Source organism: Pandoraea communis, from assembly GCF_902459745.1.
GTDB classification, from domain to species: Bacteria; Pseudomonadota; Gammaproteobacteria; order Burkholderiales; family Burkholderiaceae; genus Pandoraea; species Pandoraea communis.
Window position 1 is genome coordinate 312,582 of sequence record NZ_CABPSJ010000001.1, and the last position, 17,247, is coordinate 329,828.

The following is a 17,247-nucleotide window of genomic DNA, read 5'->3' on the forward strand; positions in this document are numbered from 1 at the left end:
GGCACTCGCTTGACGCCCGACACGGGAAGGCTTAGGCTGTTCTTATAGCGAATATTTGTTCGCTATAAGAACATTGTGAACCAGACGAGGCCATTGGACAAGAGGCCATCGCCGGGAGACACCGAACCGGGGCGAGGGGCGCGAGCCCGTCAGCCCGATGGAACTGCCCAGGAGGCACGTGTGATCAACAAGATTTACGACTCGCTCGCCAGCGCGGTCGCCGGCGTTCACGACGGCGCGACCATCATGATTGGCGGCTTCGGCAACGCCGGGATGCCCTCGGCGCTCATCGACGCCCTGATCGATCAGGGCGCGCGCGATCTCACCATCGTCAACAACAATGCCGGCAACGGCGAGACGGGCCTCGCTGCCCTGCTTAAAGCCGGGCGCGTACGCAAGATCATTTGCTCGTTCCCGCGTCAGACCGACTCGCAGGTGTTCGACGCGCTCTATCGCGCAGGCAAGATCGAACTGGAACTGGTGCCGCAGGGTAATCTCGCCGAGCGCATTCGTGCCGCTGGGGCGGGCATCGGCGGCTTCTTCACGCCCACCGGCTACGGCACGCTGCTCGCCGAAGGCAAGGAAACGCGCGTGATCGACGGCAAGCCGTACGTATTCGAACTGCCAATCCATGCCGACTTCGCCCTCATCAAGGCACTCAAGGGCGACCGCTGGGGCAACCTCGTGTATCGCAAGACCGCCCGCAACTTCGGCCCGATCATGGCCACGGCGGCGAAATGCGCCATCGTTCAGGTGAACGAAATCGTCGAACTGGGCGACCTCGATCCGGAAGCCGTGGTCACGCCCGGCATTTTCGTTCAACGCATCGTCGCGGTGCCAAGCGCCGCACGCGCCTGATCCCCATCTGAACCCGGAGCACGACATGAACCGACTGACCCGCGACCAGATGGCCGCCCGCGTCGCCCAGGATATTCCCGACGGCGCTTATGTGAACCTCGGCATCGGTCTGCCGACGGCCGTGGCCAATCACTTGCCTGCCGAAAAGGAGATCATTCTCCAGAGCGAAAACGGCGTGATCGGCATGGGCCCGGCCCCCGCAAAGGGCGAAGAGGACGAAGACCTCATCAACGCCGGCAAGCAACCCGTCACGCTCAAGCCGGGCGGCGCCTTCTTCCATCACGCCGATTCGTTCGCGATGATGCGCGGCGGCCACCTGGACTTCTGTGTGCTGGGCGCCTTCCAGGTCTCGATCACGGGCGACCTCGCCAACTGGCACACCGGCGCCCCCGACGCCATCCCGGCCGTAGGCGGCGCGATGGATCTCGCAAGCGGCGCCAAACAAGTGTTCGTGATGATGGAACACCAGACCAAGCAGGGCGAGAGCAAGATCGTCGAGCAGTGCACGTATCCGCTCACCGGGGTGGGCTGCGTCACGCGCATCTACACCGATCTGGCGGTGCTCGATGTCACGCCCGAAGGTCTGCGCGTGATCGACATGGTCGACGGCCTCTCGTTCGACGAACTACAACGCCTGACCGGTGTGGCGCTGCTGCCGTCGCCGGCCGTGGCCTAACCCGTCGTACGACACCATCGCACGCCACCATCGCCGGGACATCATCGAATGTGGCCCGGCGATTTTCATTGTGAGGTAGACAAATGAGTGAAGTCTTCATCTGCGACGCAATTCGCACCCCGATCGGCCGCTACGGCGGCGCGCTGTCTTCCGTGCGTGCCGACGACCTCGGCACCATTCCCCTCAAGGCGCTCATGGCGCGCAACGGCGGTGTCGACTGGACGCAGGTCGACGACGTGATCTTCGGCTGCGCCAACCAGGCCGGGGAAGACAATCGCAACGTGGCGCGCATGTCGGCGCTGCTGGCCGGCCTGCCGCAAGACGTGCCGGGCGCCACGCTCAACCGTCTGTGCGGCTCGGGCATGGATGCCATCGGCACGGCAGCACGGGCCATCAAGGCAGGCGAAGCCGGTCTGATGATTGCGGGGGGCGTGGAGAGCATGAGCCGTGCGCCGTTCGTGATGGGCAAGGCGGCCAGTGCGTTTTCGCGTCAGGCGGAGATTTTCGATACGACCATCGGCTGGCGCTTCGTCAATCCGTTGATGAAAGCGCAGTACGGCGTGGATTCGATGCCCGAGACGGGCGAGAACGTCGCGACCGAGTTCGGCATCAGCCGCGAAGATCAGGATCGCTTTGCGGTGCATTCGCAGGAGAAGGCAGCGCGCGCTCAGGCGAACGGCACGCTTGCCGAGGAAATCACGCCGGTGTCGATCGCCCAGAAGAAAGGCGAAGCAATCGTCGTCGATCGCGACGAACACCCGCGTGCGACGAGCATGGAAGCGCTCGCCAGACTCAAGGGCGTGGTACGCCCGGATGGCACCGTGACCGCCGGTAACGCTTCTGGCGTCAACGACGGCGCCTGCGCACTGCTATTGGCAGACGAGGCGAATGCGGCGCGCTTTGGCCTGACGCCGCGAGCCCGGATCCTGGGCATGGCGACGGCAGGGGTGGCACCGCGCATCATGGGCATCGGTCCGGCTCCCGCAACAAAAAAACTGCTCGCGCGGCTCGGTATGTCGCTCGATCAGTTCGATGTCATCGAACTCAACGAAGCGTTTGCGAGCCAGGGCCTTGCCGTGCTGCGTCAGCTCGGCGTGGCCGACAACGACCTGCGCGTCAATCCGAACGGCGGCGCCATTGCGCTGGGCCATCCGCTCGGCATGAGCGGCGCACGTCTGGTGACGACGGCGATGTATCAACTGAAGCGTTCCGGTGGTCGCTTTGCGCTGTGTACGATGTGCATTGGGGTCGGCCAAGGCATCGCTATCGCCATCGAAGCGGTGTAATCCCACTACCCCGCCGGTGTTTTCAGGCCGGCGGCGGTCGTGCGGGACTGGGTAAGTTCCGCTACGCCGCACCGGGGTCCCGCGGGCACGATCAGTGCCGGGCGGGACCCGTCTGCCCCTTGTCTCCTTCCGTCCTTCTGTCCTTCCTGCTGTTCCGCTAGTGCCGCCGGCCGTTCAGACAGCCTTGGCGACGTCACGCATCACGGCGTCGAAGAAGGTGGCCTGCGCATCCACATCGCTGCGAGCGTAAGCACGGTTGATCCCGCTGATGACCGCCCGAATCGATGCCGTCGTCAGATTCGCATCGATGCCCACACCGAACGCGCTGCCCACGATGGTCTCGCCCGCCATTTCTGCGATGGCAATCGCCCGTGCGTCGGCCCCCTGCGTGAGGGCGCGTTCCTCGTAGTGCTGCACACGCACAGGCGTACGCATGGCGTGCATCAGCGCATCGAGCGGGCCGTTACCGGCGCCCGACACGGTGGTGCGCTGACCGTGAATGTCGATGGTCACGGCAATGTGCTGACGGCCGTCGCGCTCCGAGAGCGTGTGACCGATGTAGGCGACCGGCGCATCGGACGCCACGTATTCCTTCTGGAACAGTTGCCAGATCTGCGAGGCGGTGACTTCGGCCCCCGTCTCGTCGGTGTGGCGCTGCACGGCCGAGCTGAAATCGACTTGCAGACGACGCGGCATTTGCACGCCGTAGGCCTGCTCGAGCAGGTAGGCGATGCCGCCCTTACCCGATTGGCTGTTCACGCGAATGATCGAGTCGTACGTGCGGCCGAGATCGCTCGGGTCGATGGGCAGGTACGGCACTTCCCAGATCGCATCCGGCTTTTGTACGGCGAGGCCCTTCTTGATGGCGTCCTGGTGCGAGCCCGAAAACGCGGTGAAGACCAGATCGCCGACATACGGATGACGCGGATGCACGGGCAACTGCGTGCACTCTTCGGACGTGCGGGCGATTTCGTTGATGTTCGAGAAGTCGAGGCCCGGGTCCACCCCTTGCGTGTACAGGTTCAGACCGAGTGTGACGAGATCGACGTTACCGGTGCGCTCGCCGTTACCGAAGAGGCAACCTTCGATGCGATCGGCACCGGCCATCACGGCCAGCTCGGCGGCGGCCACCGCCGTGCCGCGATCGTTGTGCGGGTGAACCGAGAGGATCAGCGAATCGCGGCGCGCGAGGTTGCGGTGCATCCATTCGATCTGGTCGGCGTAGTAGTTCGGTGTGCCGATTTCCACCGTCGCCGGCAAATTCACGATGCACTTGCGCTCGGGCGTCGGCTGCCATACGTCGAATACGGCATCGCATACGTCCTTCGCGAATGCGAGTTCGGTACCGGTGAACGTTTCGGGGCTGTATTGCAGCGTCCATTGCGTATCGGGCGCGGCGTCGGCACAACGCTTGATCGTCTTGGCAGCAGCAACGGCGAGCGCTTTCACGCCCGGCTGATCGAGGTTGAAGACGATGCGGCGGAATTCGGGCGCCGTGGCGTTGTAGAGGTGAACGATGGCACGCGGTGCGCCCTTAAGCGCGGCGAACGTACGCTCGATGAGGTCGTCGCGGGCTTGCGTGAGCACTTCGATGGTGACGTCATCGGGGACGTGACCGCCTTCGATCAATTCGCGCACGAAGTTGAAATCGGTGTCGGATGCCGACGGAAACGCCACTTCGATTTCCTTGAAGCCGATGGCGACGAGCGTCTTGAACATGCGCATCTTGCGCTGGGCATCCATCGGCTCGAACAGCGCCTGGTTGCCGTCACGCAAATCGGTACTCATCCAGATCGGTGCGCGCGTGATGGTGCGGCTCGGCCACTGTCGGTCCGGAATATTGACCGGCGTGAACGGGCGGTATTTCGTGGCGGGGTTCTTCAGCATGGCGTTGTCTCGATTGTCGGCAAAAGTGTCAACCGGACGACGCATGAACGCAAAGAAGCTACGACCGCCGGTTGGAGGAACCGGGGCTTAGGTCGGCGTAACTGGGGAAAATCAGCGGTGCTTCAGTGAGGAATTCAGACGATGCACGCGCGCAGCAACGGACCAAGCCCGGTGGAGCGGGCTAGTAGTCGTAGCGAGAGGGAGAATTGCGCGGTGATCATGTGACGCATGAGATCACAGATTTTCCAACGCTGTCAACCATGATGTGTTGCCTCGCAAGATTCCCATAATGGGTAGCATGGGTTGTCGAACGGCGGGGTCTCCCCCTCCCTCTGGGACTCAGGCCGAGAGCGGAACGGCCGAGGTGCACTTGATCTCGTCGAGACAAACGCTCGACTTGACGGCGCTCACCCCCGGAATGCGCATCAGCGTATCGAGCAGAAAGTCGGACAACGCCTTCAGGTCGCGGGCGACGACCTTGAGCACATAGTCGATATCCCCCGTCACGGAGAAGCACTCCTGAATCTGCGCCAGCTCCGCGACCAGTCCCTTGAAGTTCGACAGGTCGCGGATATGCCCGCGCTCCATCGTGACGTGGACGAACGCGACTACGCCGAATCCGAGCCGTTGCGCGTCGAGCCGGGTGTCGTACCCCTTGATCACCCCCATCTCTTCGAGCCGCCGGTGACGACGCAGTGTCTGCGCCGGCGATAGCTTGATGGCTTCGGCCAGTTCCAGATTCGAAATTCGCCCGTTCGACTGCAAAATCCCCAGCAGCCGGACGTCGATTCGGTCGATCTCGATGTGATGCACTTTTATTTCCCCTCACAGTTCCCTGGCGAAATATTAATTCATAACCTAGGGTTTCCCTACCTCAGTTACGAAATCCTATTTTGCGGCACCCCACTTACACTGAGCGCCGTAAAACGTCGAAATGCACGCAAGATCCTTGTCATTTCAAGGGTTCCGGCGAATGGAACGGACGGGGCACCCTATCCCGACCGCACGGTCAACAAATCACAATTTTGTTGCATCTTCCCGCACCGCCGATATGGGTAACGGATGACAACCACCGGGCAGTGCACACGTCCAACGAATCAGTCACCTCACAAATCACCTCACCAAGCCGAGACGATCATGGCCGACCTCTTTGACAACCCGATGCAATTGATGGGCTTCGAATTCGTGGAATTCGCGTCGCCCACACCGAACGTCCTCGAACCGATTTTCGAACAGATGGGCTTCACGCTCGTGGCACGTCACCGCTCGAAAGACGTGGTGCTGTACCGCCAGGGCGACATCAACTTCGTCGTGAATCGCGAGCCGAACAGCGAGGCCGCCTACTTCGCCGCCGAACATGGCCCGAGCGCCTGCGGCATGGCATTCCGGGTGAAAGACTCGCACAAGGCTTACGCCCGCGCGCTGGAACTCGGCGCCCAGCCGGTCGAGATCTCGACTGGCCCGATGGAGCTGCGTCTGCCGGCGATCAAGGGCATCGGCGGCGCGCCGCTGTATCTCATCGACCGTTTCGAAGAAGGCAAGTCGATATATGACATCGACTTCGAATACATCGAAGGCGTCGACCGTCATCCGGTGGGCCACGGCCTGCGTCTGATCGATCACCTGACGCACAACGTATATCGCGGTCGCATGGCGTACTGGGCCAACTTCTACGAGAAACTGTTCAACTTCCGCGAGATCCGCTACTTCGACATCTCGGGCGAATACACGGGCCTGACGTCCAAGGCCATGACGGCCCCCGATGGTAAAATCCGCATTCCCCTGAACGAGGAATCGGCCAAGGGTAGCGGCCAGATCGAAGAATTCCTGATGGCCTTCAACGGCGAGGGCATTCAGCACATTGCGTTCCTCACCGACAACCTGATCGACGTCATCGACCGCCTGCAAATGGCGGGTGTCGACCTGATGACCGCGCCTAACGACTTCTACTACGATGCGCTCGAAACCCGTCTGCCGGGTCACGGTCAGCCGGTTGGCGAACTGAAGTCGCGGGGCATCCTGCTCGACGGCACGACCGAAGGCGGCAAGCCGCGACTGCTGTTGCAGATCTTCTCGAAGACCCTGCTCGGCCCGGTGTTCTTCGAGTTCATCCAGCGTCAGGGCGACGACGGCTTCGGCGAAGGCAACTTCAAGGCGCTGTTCGAATCGCTCGAGCGCGACCAGATCGAGCGGGGCACGCTCAAGGTCTGAGTCCAGGGGAGACACCCGGCGGTATATGCCCCGGGCTCGCGATCATCGTTCGCCACGATGATCCCAAAGGACACGGCGACGGTGCCATAAGCGCCGCGCCGTGGCGGCTCAACGGTTCCGGTTCGTTCCCACAGAACGAAAACAGAGAAGCGCGCCGCTTGGTAACGAAGGTAGGGTAAGGAACAGACATGTCCGGCAACGCAGCAAATGAAGGCTCGCTCCACCGCGGCCTGAAGAATCGTCACATCCAATTGATCGCGCTGGGTGGCGCGATCGGCACCGGCCTCTTTCTGGGCATCGCACAAACCATCAAGACCGCGGGCCCATCCGTTCTGCTGGGCTACGCCATCGCGGGCGTCGTCGCGTTTTTCATCATGCGACAGCTCGGTGAAATGGTCGTCGACGAGCCCGTCGCCGGCTCGTTCAGCTACTTCGCCAACAAGTATTGCGGCCAGTTCGCCGGCTTCGTCTCGGGCTGGAACTACTGGGTGCTCTACGTGCTGGTCTCGATGGCCGAACTCTCGGCCGTCGGCATCTACGTGCAGTACTGGTGGCCCGCCATTCCCACCTGGGTCTCGGCCCTCGTGTGCTTTGGCATCATCAACGCCGTCAATCTCTCCAGCGTGAAGTCGTACGGCGAGACGGAGTTCTGGTTCGCCATCATCAAGGTCGCCGCCATCGTCGGCATGATCGGGTTCGGCGCCTACCTGCTCTTCTCCGGCAACGCGGGCCCCGACGCCAGCGTGACCAACCTGTGGCGGCACGGCGGCTTCTTCCCGAACGGCGTGTCGGGCCTCGTCATGGCGATGGCCGTCATCATGTTCTCGTTCGGCGGACTGGAGCTGGTCGGCATCACCGCGGCCGAAGCCGACAATCCTTCGCGCACCATCCCGCGCGCGACCAATCAGGTCATCTACCGCATTCTGATTTTCTACGTCGGCGCCCTCGGTGTGCTGCTCTCGCTGTACCCGTGGGAAAAGGTCGTGACCGGCGGCAGCCCGTTCGTGCTGATCTTCCACGAGTTGAACAGCGACGTCGTTGCCCATGTGCTCAATGCCGTGGTGCTCACGGCTGCGCTGTCGGTCTACAACAGTTGCGTGTACTGCAACAGCCGCATGCTGTACGGTCTGGCCGGTCAGGGCAACGCGCCGCGCGCCCTGCTCAAGGTGAACGCCCGCGGTATCCCGCTCGCAGCGCTCGGCGTCTCGGCAGCCGCAACCGCCGTGTGTGTGGTGATCAACTACTTCATGCCGGGCAAGGCGTTCCAACTGTTGATGGGGCTGGTCGTGTCGGCACTCATCATCAACTGGGCGATGATCAGCGTGATTCATCTGGCCTTCCGCCGTGCCAAGGCGCGTGCAGGCGAAACCACGTTGTTCAAGAGCCTCGGCTATCCGCTCACCAATTATGTGTGCCTCGTGTTCCTCGGCGGCATTCTGGTCGTGATGTACCTGATCCCGGATCTGCGCATTTCGGTCTACCTGATCCCGGTGTGGCTGGTCGTGCTCGGCATCGGCTATCGCTTGCGTCAGAAGAACAGCGCCGCCCCGGTTCCCGTCAACACAACGCGCTAAACCGCACTGCGCCGGGCCGATCTGCCCCGGCAGCCGCCGGTCTCAAGAAAACGCCGTATGCCCCGGGCGCCAGCCGCCCCGGGGGCATACCCGGCGACACCTCACTAGCGGTATCATCGGTGGTTTGCGTCGCCGGGGCCGCCAGAGCCGCCCGGCCGGCCCGGCGCTCTCTCAGCGCGCGTTACCGACTTTCTTTCGTTTTCCAGGAACTGCCATGTTCGAACATATCGATGCCTACCCCGGTGACCCGATCCTGTCGCTCAATGAGAATTTCGCGAAAGATCCCCGTACCGACAAGGTCAACCTGAGCATCGGCATCTATTACGACGACGATGGCCGTCTGCCGGTTATGCAGGCCGTGCGTCAGGCTGAAGCGCTGCTGCTCGCCGAAGTCGGTCCGAAGCCGTACCTGCCGATGGCGGGCTTCGCCGGCTATCGCGACGTCGTGCAAGCCCTCGTGTTCGGTGAAGACTCGCCAGCCCGCAAGGCCGGCAGCATCGCCACGGTGCAGACGCTGGGCGGCTCGGGCGCACTCAAAGTCGGCGCAGACTTCATCAAGCGCTACTTCCCCAGCTCGCAGGTATGGGTGAGCGATCCGACGTGGGACAACCATCGCTTCATCTTCGAGCGCGCCGGTTTCACCGTGAATACGTATCCGTATTACGACGAAGCCACCGGCGGCCTGCAATTCGAAGCGATGGTCGATGCCATCGACAAACTGCCTGCGCGCAGCGTGGTGCTGCTGCACGCGTGCTGTCACAACCCGACCGGCGTCGATCTGAACGACGCACAGTGGGTGCAACTGATCGACGTGCTCAAGAAGCGCGAACTGCTGCCCTTCGTGGACATGGCGTATCAGGGCTTCGGCTCGGGCATCGACGCCGACGCCTTTGTGATCCGCGAGCTGGCCCGTCAGAGCGTGCCGGCCTTCGTCGCCAATTCGTTCTCGAAGAACTTCTCGCTGTACGGCGAGCGCTGCGGCGGGCTGTCGGTCATTTGCGAGTCGGCGGAAGCGGCCGATCGCGTGCTGGGGCAACTGACGAGCGCGGTGCGCTCGAACTACAGCAACCCGCCGACACACGGCGCGAAGATCGTTGCCAAGGTGCTGAGCACGCCGGAACTGCGCAAGTCGTGGGAAGCCGAACTCGCCGAGATGTGCCAGCGCATCACGCGCATGCGCGGTGCGATTCACGAAGGCCTGCGCGGCCACGTGCCCGACAACATGCTCTCGCGCTATCTCGAGCAGCGCGGCATGTTCACGTACACGGGACTGTCGGCGGCACAAGTCGACGTGCTGCGTGATCAGTATGGCGTCTATCTGATTCGCTCGGGCCGCATGTGCGTGGCCGGCCTGAACGAGAAGAACGTCGGTGTGGTAGCCGACAGCATTGCCAAGGTGCTGAACAACGGCTGAGCGTCGGTCGACACATGAAGCAGGTAAGGGACGGCACATGCCGTCCCTTTTTTCATGTCTCGCAACGCCTCAGGACGCCTTGCGCAGGAACTCGAGCAAATCGGCGTTCACCTTGTCGGCCTCGACGACGCACATGCCGTGCGCACCGCCCGGATAGACCTTCAGCGTCGCGTGCTTGACGATCTGCGCGGTGAGTTTGCCCGAGTCGTCGATGGGCACGATCTGATCGTCGTCGCCATGCAGCACAAGCGTTGGCACGTCGATCTTCTTCAGATCTGCGGTGTAGTCCACTTCCGAGAATTCCTTGATGCAAAGGTACTGGCCCAGATGCGAGCCCCACATCCCTTGCAGCCAGAAGGCATCGATCACCCCCTGCGACGCCTTGGCATTCGGCCGGTTGTACCCGAAAAACGGCACGGCCAGATCCCGATAGAACTGTGAGCGATTGCCCACCACATTCGCGCGAATTTCGTCGAACACGCCGATGGGCAGACCGTTCGGATTCTTGTCCGACTTGACCATGATGGGCGGCACCGCACCGATCAGCACCGCCTGCGCAGCGCGGCGCGTGCCATGACGGCCGAGATAGTGCGCCACTTCGCCGCCTCCCGTGGAGTGCCCCACGAACGTGGCATCGTGCAGATCGAGCGATTCGACCAACGCCGCCAGATCGTCGGCGTAAGTGTCCATGTCGTTACCGGTGCCGGGCTGATCCGAGCGCCCATGCCCGCGACGGTCATGGGCGATAACGCGAAACCCGTGCTGCACGAGAAACAGCATCTGGGCGTCCCACGCGTCGGCGCTCAGCGGCCACCCGTGCGAGAACACCACTGGGCGGCCCTTGCCCCAGTCTTTGTAGAAAATCGAGGTGCCATCCTTCGTCTTGAAAGTGCTCATGATGCGATCCTTGCGCAATGCGCGATATGAACGACAACGAGGAGGTGCCGGCCGGGGCGTCTGTAGAGACGAGATGCCACGTCGCGACACGGAAGGCAGCGCGGCAGGGTTTGCCGGCCATCGAGACAGGACTTCACGTGTCGGAGTGCCATGCAACCGTCGTGAAGGTCTTCAATTTAAGACCGCGATGAGCCTGCATGCAAGGTGAAAATGCTTGACGATTTCGTGAGCGAGATTCACGAAACCTGCCGCATGAGTGTCATGAACGGCAAACCGGCAACACGATGCCCATTGCTGGTGCACACATGGCGCCGCCGTGCATCCGTCGTCAGCACATCTGCGCGCTTGGCGTTATATTGGCTGTCCCGCGGCTCTGCTGGCCGCTTATCACGAATGCGCCGATCCCCATGTCCGATCAGTCCGCCGATTTGTCCCAGTTTCCCATCACGCGCAAGTGGCCTGCTGCGCACCCCGACCGTCTGCAACTGTATTCGCTGCCCACGCCCAACGGCGTGAAAGTGTCGATCATGCTTGAGGAGATCGGGCTGCCGTACGAAGTGCATCTGGTGAACTTCCAGACCGACGACCAGCTCTCGCCCGAGTTTCTCTCGCTCAACCCCAACAACAAGATTCCCGCGATCCTCGATCCGAACGGTCCCGGCGGTAAGCCGCTGCCGCTGTTCGAGTCGGGCGCGATCCTCTGGTACCTCGCCGAGAAGACCGGCAAGTTGCTACCCGCCGACCCGGCCGCACGCTATGAAACGCTGCAATGGGTGATGTTCCAGATGGGCGGTGTCGGGCCGATGTTCGGTCAGGTGGGCTTCTTCCACAAATTCGCGGGCAAAGACTTCGAAGACAAGCGTCCGCGCGAGCGCTATGTGAACGAATCGAAGCGTTTGCTCGGCGTGCTCGATGCGCGTCTGGCGAATCGCCGGTGGATCATGGGCGACGACTACACGATTGCCGACATTGCGACGTTCCCGTGGATCAGAAATCTGGTCGGCTTCTACGAGGCAGGCGAGCTGGTCGATTTCGCCCAGTTCAAGAACGTGCAACGTGCACTCGCGGCATTCGTCGAGCGCCCCGCCGTCGTTCGCGGACTCGACATCCCGAAGCGCCCTGCATAAGCGCGGATGAGCGCAAACGAGCGCAAAAAAACCGGCGCATCGATGAGATGGCCGGCTGAGAACGTGACGAGGCACGAGGAGGTTGTGCCTCGCCACACGTTGGGCCGTCAGGCCGACTTCCTGAAGCGAGCCGCCTCTTCCGAGCCGCCCGTGGCGTTACCGGCGCTGTACGAGTGAGCGCCCACCCCGGCGAGCTTGCCGTCCTGCACGATGAGGTACTCGTTGCGAATCGGACGATTCTCGAAGTAGCACTCCAGAATCTCGCGCGTGCCTGCGGCGTAACGTGTCTGTGCCGAGAGGCTCGTCCCGGAGATATGCGGCGTCATGCCGTGGTGCGGCATGCTGCGCCACGGATGATCGGCCGGTGCCGGTTGCGGGAACCACACGTCGCCGCCATAGCCGGCCAGCTGACCGCTCTCTAGGGCGGCCGCCACCGCGTCGCGGTCGCACAACTTGCCGCGCGCCGTGTTGATCAGATACGCACCGCGCTTGAAGTGCTTCAGGCTGTCGGCGTTGATCATGTGCTCCGTTTCCGGGTGCAGCGGGCAGTTCAGCGTAACCACGTCGCAAACCTTCGCCAGACTCTCAAGACTTGTGTGGTGCGTGAGGTTCAGTTCCTTCTCGACAGACGCCGGCAGACGGTGGCGATCGAGATAGTGCAGATGCGTGCCGAACGGCTTCATCAGGCGCAGCACGCGCAGACCGATCCGCCCCGCGGCGACCGTGCCGACATGCATACCTTCCAGATCGTACGAACGCTCAACGCAATCGGCAATGTTCCAGCCGCCCTTGAGTACCCAGTTGTACGACGGCAGATAGTTACGCACGAGCGCGAGCGTGGTCATCATCACGTGTTCGGCAACGCTGTTGCTGTTGCAGTACGTCACTTCCGCGACCGTGATGCCGTGCTCCATCGCAGCTTGCAGATCGGTGTGATCCGAGCCGATGCCCGCGGTCACGATCATCTTCAGTCGCTTCGCGCGCCTGATGCGCTCGGCCGTCATGTAGGCGGGCCAGAACGGTTGCGAGATCACGATTTCGGCGTCGGCCAGTTCGCGGTCGAGCACGCTGTCGTCGCCATCCTTGCTCGACGTCACCACGAGTTGGTGACCGTTCGATTCGAGGTACTTGCGCAGGCCCAGTTCACCCGACACGCTGCCGAGCAGTGCCCCCGGCTGGAAGTCAATGGCACGCGGCGTCGGCAGCGACTGACCGTCGGGATACGATTCGATCTTGGGCAGATCGTCGCGGGCGTAGGTCTTCGGGTATCCGGTGACGGGGTCGTCGTACAGCACACATACAATCTTTGCCATGGTGTCTCGCTCCTGAAATGATGATCTACACGATGTCTGCGTTGGCGACGCATCACAGCGTCGCTGCATTGCGACCAATGATCGATGCCACAGACGCGCTTGGAAAATCGTTCCGGCCGATCGATTGATCGGTGAGACCTATCAACTCGCAGGGCGATGGCTCAGACCCCGGCCGATCCCCGTGATGTCCTGCGATCCCCCGGGCTTGGCACATGTCATGAAGTGTGCCAACTCAAGTCGACTCCAGGTCAAGGGATTGGCTGCGGGAATGGAGGGCGATCCCGGCCAGTGACGTCAAGCAGTAGCGTCGAAGAGAACGATCCGGATTACGCTGGCAAGAGCGCGTCCAGCCGTGTCTGCAAATCGACCGAGCGAAACGAAGCCACTGCCGCGTCGAGCAACGGCGGGCGTGGTTGCCGCTCACGCAAAATCAGACCGATCTCGCGGTGCAGCGCGGGTTGTAACGGCACGGCATGCAATTCGTCGCGCATCTCTGCGAGACACAGCACGCTGTGCGGCACGATGCTGAAGAGCCCGGCGCACCGCACATGCGCATACAGCGCCATGAGCGAATCCGTCTCCACGCGCGGCAACGCCGACGTGCCCGCCCGCGCCAGCGCCGCATCGATCCCCTGACGGCATTGCATGTTGCTCGTGAGCAGGCACAGCGGCAGCCTCGCCGCCTCATGCCACGACAACGACGTGCGTCCGGCCAGTGCGGTTTCGTCGCGCGCAATCAGCACATATCGTTCACGGAACAGCGAGATCGTTTCGAATTCGCGTAGACGCGGATCGTCGAGATAGCTCAAACCGACATCCAGATCGAGTTCGGAAAGCTGACGCAGCGCCTGCGTCGCGGAAAGCGTATAGACCTCGTGACGCATACCGGGGAACTCGCGCAGACAGGCGTCGGTAAGCAGCGGTACGAGCGGCAGTGCGGTGGGGATCGCGCCGATGCGCAGGCAACCGGTGACTTCTCGACGGCTCGCGCTCGCCTCCTGTCGCAAGCCCTCGCAATCGGCCAGCACCTGTCGCGCCCACGCCAGCACGCGCTCGCCTTCCGGAGTGAAGCCTTCGAAGCGGCGTCCGCGACGCACGATCGGCAGGCCGAACTCTTCTTCGATACTACGGATCGCACCGGACAGCGTCGGCTGCGACACGTTGCACAGTTCCGCCGCGCGGCGAAAGTGCTGCGCCTGCGAAAGCGCCACGAGATAACTCAACTGCCGAATGAACATGGCCTGGGCCCTCCCCGGTGTCGCGGCAGACGCCTCCGCGCTACGTTATATCCTTTCAAATATAGCGCAAGGCATGACGGGCCAGTCATGAGAATACTGCATAACTGTGATGGCAAACCCGCCCGGCGGGCGCCGGGCGGTCGGCTTGCCCGATGGCCGCCGCTTATTGCGCGGGAACGGGCGAGGCGGGATTGGTTGTCGCGGGTGACGGGGAGACAGGCATCACGGGCGGCGCCGACGATGCGCCGCTTCCCGCTGGGGACGACGGCGATCCGCCGTTCGGCGACGAAGCACCCGGCCCGTTCCACTCGCCCGGTACCCCCGGAATCGTGTTGCCGCGCGGCGCGCTTGCGGGCAACGCGGCATCTGGCTGCGTCAGCACGGCCGACGCGACCGGCACGGGCAACGGCCCACCGTCGCTGGCCGCATCGGGCGTCGGGACGGGCGGAGCCGGTACCGGTGCCGCCGGGCGCGTCACCGGTGCCTTCGGTTTGGTTTCCGGCGATGTCTTCGTGAAAAGGCCCGTCACCCAATCGGAGGCGCGTGTCCACCAGTCGCTGTACCAATGATGGTTGTCCGGGGCTTCGAACTTCGCATTCGCATCGATCACCTTCGCACGCAACGCCCGCGAGAATACGTCGCCGACGATCGGCAGCGCGCTATGAGCGCCCTGCCCCCAGTAATCGCTGCGCAGCGTGATACGGCTGTCGTTGAAGCCGACCCACGCGCCCGCCACCAACTGCGGTTGCATGAGGATGAACCAGCCGTCGGCGTTGTCCTGTGTCGTGCCCGTCTTGCCCGCCACGTCGGCGCGAATGCCGAAGCGCGTACGAATCGCATTTCCCGTACCGCGATTGATGACGCCGCGCATGGTGTCGAGCAGCGTGTAATCGTCGTTCACGGAGAGCGCCCGCTCGGGACGCGCCGGCGAGAACGTCGCCAGCACATCGCCTTCGCCGTTCGTGATCTCGGTGACCATTGTCGGCTCGCGATACTCGCCACCGTCCGCGATGGTGCCGTATGCGACGACCATTTCCTTGAGCGAAACAGGGCTCGTGCCCAGCGCCAGCGACGGCACCGGGTCGAGCTTGCTTTCGCGCACGCCCATCGCCCGCGCCAGCCCGGCCACGCGCGATGGCCCGACGTCCTGCATGAGTTGTGCCGTGACGGTGTTGCGCGACTGCGCCAGCGCGTCGCGCAACGTCATGGGTTTGTTGGTCGGCGCGCTGTCGTCGCTGGGCCGCCAGATCTCGCCGCCCGCGAGCGGGATCTCGACAATCTGGTCGACGATGGTGTCGTCCGGCGTTCTGCCTTTGACGAAGGCCGCGCCGTAGACGAACGGCTTGAAGGTCGAGCCCGGCTGACGGCGTGCCTGCTGCACGTGATCGAACGGGTCGATCGTGAAATCGCGGCTGCCGACCCACGCGCGGATTTCCCCCGTGCGCGGATCGATGGCCAGAAAACCCGCCTGCACGCGAGTCTTCGTCGTGCGCAGATTCTGCATGAACGTCTTGTCCGCGAGCAGACGCTTCATCGCCGCCTCAGGCGCTTCGCCCCCCGCTACCGCATTGCGATACTCCGCCGATTCGCGCACGAACGACTGCACCAGCGCCGTACTGTCGCGCCAGCCTCCGCGTGCCGACCAGTTGGCGTCGGCAATGCCTTGCAACTGATTGGCCTGACGCGCCAGCGCCTGCGTCGCCATCGTCTGCAAACGCGAGTCGATGGTGGTGTGCACGACGAGGCCGTCGGAATAGATGTTGTAGCCGTTCCGGTCTGCCCAACCGATCAGCCACTTGCGCAATTGCTGCGCGAAGTGCGGCGCGGGCCCCGGCGCTTCGGTCTGCCGCTCGAAGTCGATGCGCAACGGCCGCTTCTGCAGCGCGGCGAGCTTCGACGCGTCGAGGTCGCCGAACTTGACCATCTGGGCGAGCACGGTGTTGCGACGCTGCAATGCTCGCTCGGGGTTGATCACAGGGTTGTAATAGCTGTTGCCCTTGAGCATGCCGACGAGCGTGGCGGCTTCAACGACGTCGAGCTGATCGGCCGACTTGTCGAAGTACGTGCGCGCGGCCATCTCGATGCCGTACGCGTTGTACAGGAACGGCACAGTGTTCAGATACGTCTCGAGAATCTCGGGCTTCGTGTAAAGCGCTTCGATCTTGAGTGCGGTGATCGCTTCCTTGAGCTTGCGTGTGAGCGTGGGCGCGCGGCCGATCTCGTCGGGATACAGATTGCGCGCGAGCTGCTGCGTGATGGTCGAGCCGCCTTGCCGGTCGCCGGAGAACGTGTGCAGCGCCGCCGATGCCGTGCGCTTCAGGTCGATGCCGTGGTGCTCGTAGAAGCGGTGGTCTTCCGTCGCGATCAGCGCCTTGACGACATTCGGCGACACGTCCTTGAGCGCCACCCATTCCCGGTTCGAGGGCCGGAATTCGGCCAGCAGCTTGCCGTCCACCGACAACACTTGTGCCGGCTGGTCGATCTTCGCCCGCCGGATGTCGCGAATGCCCGGCGTGAACGGAATCAGGATCAGCGTGTAGGCGACGAGCAGGCATGGCACGGCCGCGATGGCGACGAGCACGCTGCGGCGCGTTGGATGGCGCAGGTGATACCACGCACGGGCCGCATATGGCTGCAAGGGTTGCACAAGGCGGAGACCATGCCGGCCAGCTTGGGCGGCGGCATGCAACAGCGACGAAATCGGGCGCTTCACGATAGGGGAAAGCGTAGCAAAGTCCGCATCCTACCAAAACCGGCAGGCGAACC

General features: G+C 63.1%; 13 protein-coding genes. 7 read left to right on the forward strand and 6 right to left on the reverse strand.

Annotated elements, in window-relative coordinates:
• Positions 1 to 180: 180 nt before the first annotated feature.
• The 3 genes from PCO31110_RS01485 to pcaF all read left to right on the forward strand — a co-directional run bounded on the left by PCO31110_RS01485 (position 181) and on the right by pcaF (position 2,820).
• Positions 181 to 858: a 3-oxoacid CoA-transferase subunit A gene (locus tag PCO31110_RS01485; protein ID WP_150583231.1), complete on the forward strand. Its 678-nt coding sequence runs from the start codon at positions 181 to 183 to the stop codon at positions 856 to 858.
• 25 nt (positions 859 to 883) lie between these two features.
• The gene (locus PCO31110_RS01490; RefSeq protein WP_010804967.1) at positions 884 to 1,534 is read left to right on the forward strand and encodes a CoA transferase subunit B; all 651 of its coding nucleotides are present in this window, start codon (positions 884 to 886) and stop codon (positions 1,532 to 1,534) included.
• An 83-nt stretch (positions 1,535 to 1,617) separates the two neighbouring features.
• Positions 1,618 to 2,820: a 3-oxoadipyl-CoA thiolase gene (gene pcaF / locus PCO31110_RS01495; protein ID WP_010804966.1), complete on the forward strand. Its 1,203-nt coding sequence runs from the start codon at positions 1,618 to 1,620 to the stop codon at positions 2,818 to 2,820.
• Positions 2,821 to 2,994: 174 nt separating this feature from the next.
• On the opposite strand, the gene leuA is transcribed toward pcaF, so the two are convergent.
• Positions 2,995 to 4,707 carry a 2-isopropylmalate synthase gene (gene leuA / locus PCO31110_RS01500; protein ID WP_150689463.1) on the reverse strand — a complete coding sequence of 571 codons (1,713 nt, stop codon included), beginning with the start codon at positions 4,705 to 4,707 and terminating at the stop codon, positions 2,995 to 2,997.
• A 339-nt stretch (positions 4,708 to 5,046) separates the two neighbouring features.
• A complete protein-coding gene (locus PCO31110_RS01505; protein ID WP_010804964.1) occupies positions 5,047 to 5,520 on the reverse strand; it encodes an Lrp/AsnC family transcriptional regulator in 474 nt (157 codons plus the stop codon).
• A gap of 324 nt (positions 5,521 to 5,844) precedes the next feature.
• Between PCO31110_RS01505 and hppD the strand changes: the two genes are divergently transcribed.
• The 3 genes from hppD to PCO31110_RS01520 all read left to right on the forward strand — a co-directional run bounded on the left by hppD (position 5,845) and on the right by PCO31110_RS01520 (position 9,906).
• Positions 5,845 to 6,918, forward strand: a complete 1,074-nt coding sequence (hppD, locus tag PCO31110_RS01510) for a 4-hydroxyphenylpyruvate dioxygenase (RefSeq protein WP_010804963.1) — start codon at positions 5,845 to 5,847, stop codon at positions 6,916 to 6,918.
• A 188-nt stretch (positions 6,919 to 7,106) separates the two neighbouring features.
• The gene (locus PCO31110_RS01515; RefSeq protein WP_150689464.1) at positions 7,107 to 8,492 is read left to right on the forward strand and encodes an amino acid permease; all 1,386 of its coding nucleotides are present in this window, start codon (positions 7,107 to 7,109) and stop codon (positions 8,490 to 8,492) included.
• Between the two features lie 214 nt (positions 8,493 to 8,706).
• Positions 8,707 to 9,906: an amino acid aminotransferase gene (locus PCO31110_RS01520; RefSeq protein ID WP_150689465.1), complete on the forward strand. Its 1,200-nt coding sequence runs from the start codon at positions 8,707 to 8,709 to the stop codon at positions 9,904 to 9,906.
• A 69-nt stretch (positions 9,907 to 9,975) separates the two neighbouring features.
• On the opposite strand, the gene PCO31110_RS01525 is transcribed toward PCO31110_RS01520, so the two are convergent.
• Positions 9,976 to 10,803 carry an alpha/beta fold hydrolase gene (locus tag PCO31110_RS01525; protein ID WP_150689466.1) on the reverse strand — a complete coding sequence of 276 codons (828 nt, stop codon included), beginning with the start codon at positions 10,801 to 10,803 and terminating at the stop codon, positions 9,976 to 9,978.
• 407 nt (positions 10,804 to 11,210) lie between these two features.
• Here PCO31110_RS01525 and PCO31110_RS01530 point away from each other — a divergent pair, with 407 nt between their 5' ends.
• The gene (locus PCO31110_RS01530; RefSeq protein WP_010804959.1) at positions 11,211 to 11,930 is read left to right on the forward strand and encodes a glutathione S-transferase N-terminal domain-containing protein; all 720 of its coding nucleotides are present in this window, start codon (positions 11,211 to 11,213) and stop codon (positions 11,928 to 11,930) included.
• A 107-nt stretch (positions 11,931 to 12,037) separates the two neighbouring features.
• On the opposite strand, the gene PCO31110_RS01535 is transcribed toward PCO31110_RS01530, so the two are convergent.
• The 3 genes from PCO31110_RS01535 to PCO31110_RS01545 form a co-directional block, all read right to left on the reverse strand.
• Positions 12,038 to 13,243 carry an NAD-dependent formate dehydrogenase gene (locus tag PCO31110_RS01535; RefSeq protein ID WP_010804958.1) on the reverse strand — a complete coding sequence of 402 codons (1,206 nt, stop codon included), beginning with the start codon at positions 13,241 to 13,243 and terminating at the stop codon, positions 12,038 to 12,040.
• Positions 13,244 to 13,569: 326 nt separating this feature from the next.
• Positions 13,570 to 14,481 carry a LysR family transcriptional regulator gene (locus PCO31110_RS01540; RefSeq protein WP_150689467.1) on the reverse strand — a complete coding sequence of 304 codons (912 nt, stop codon included), beginning with the start codon at positions 14,479 to 14,481 and terminating at the stop codon, positions 13,570 to 13,572.
• A 163-nt stretch (positions 14,482 to 14,644) separates the two neighbouring features.
• Positions 14,645 to 17,194 carry a penicillin-binding protein 1A gene (locus PCO31110_RS01545; RefSeq protein WP_370855800.1) on the reverse strand — a complete coding sequence of 850 codons (2,550 nt, stop codon included), beginning with the start codon at positions 17,192 to 17,194 and terminating at the stop codon, positions 14,645 to 14,647.
• Positions 17,195 to 17,247 lie beyond the last annotated feature (53 nt).

Coding starts and splice junctions, on each gene's coding strand:
- PCO31110_RS01490 (WP_010804967.1), top strand. CDS start 884: ATGAACCGACTGACCCGCGACCAGATGGCCGCCCGCGTCGCCCAGGAT.
- pcaF (WP_010804966.1), top strand. CDS start 1,618: ATGAGTGAAGTCTTCATCTGCGACGCAATTCGCACCCCGATCGGCCGC.
- leuA (WP_150689463.1), bottom strand. CDS start 4,707: ATGCTGAAGAACCCCGCCACGAAATACCGCCCGTTCACGCCGGTCAAT.
- hppD (WP_010804963.1), top strand. CDS start 5,845: ATGGCCGACCTCTTTGACAACCCGATGCAATTGATGGGCTTCGAATTC.
- PCO31110_RS01515 (WP_150689464.1), top strand. CDS start 7,107: ATGTCCGGCAACGCAGCAAATGAAGGCTCGCTCCACCGCGGCCTGAAG.
- PCO31110_RS01520 (WP_150689465.1), top strand. CDS start 8,707: ATGTTCGAACATATCGATGCCTACCCCGGTGACCCGATCCTGTCGCTC.
- PCO31110_RS01525 (WP_150689466.1), bottom strand. CDS start 10,803: ATGAGCACTTTCAAGACGAAGGATGGCACCTCGATTTTCTACAAAGAC.
- PCO31110_RS01530 (WP_010804959.1), top strand. CDS start 11,211: ATGTCCGATCAGTCCGCCGATTTGTCCCAGTTTCCCATCACGCGCAAG.
- PCO31110_RS01535 (WP_010804958.1), bottom strand. CDS start 13,243: ATGGCAAAGATTGTATGTGTGCTGTACGACGACCCCGTCACCGGATAC.
- PCO31110_RS01540 (WP_150689467.1), bottom strand. CDS start 14,481: ATGTTCATTCGGCAGTTGAGTTATCTCGTGGCGCTTTCGCAGGCGCAG.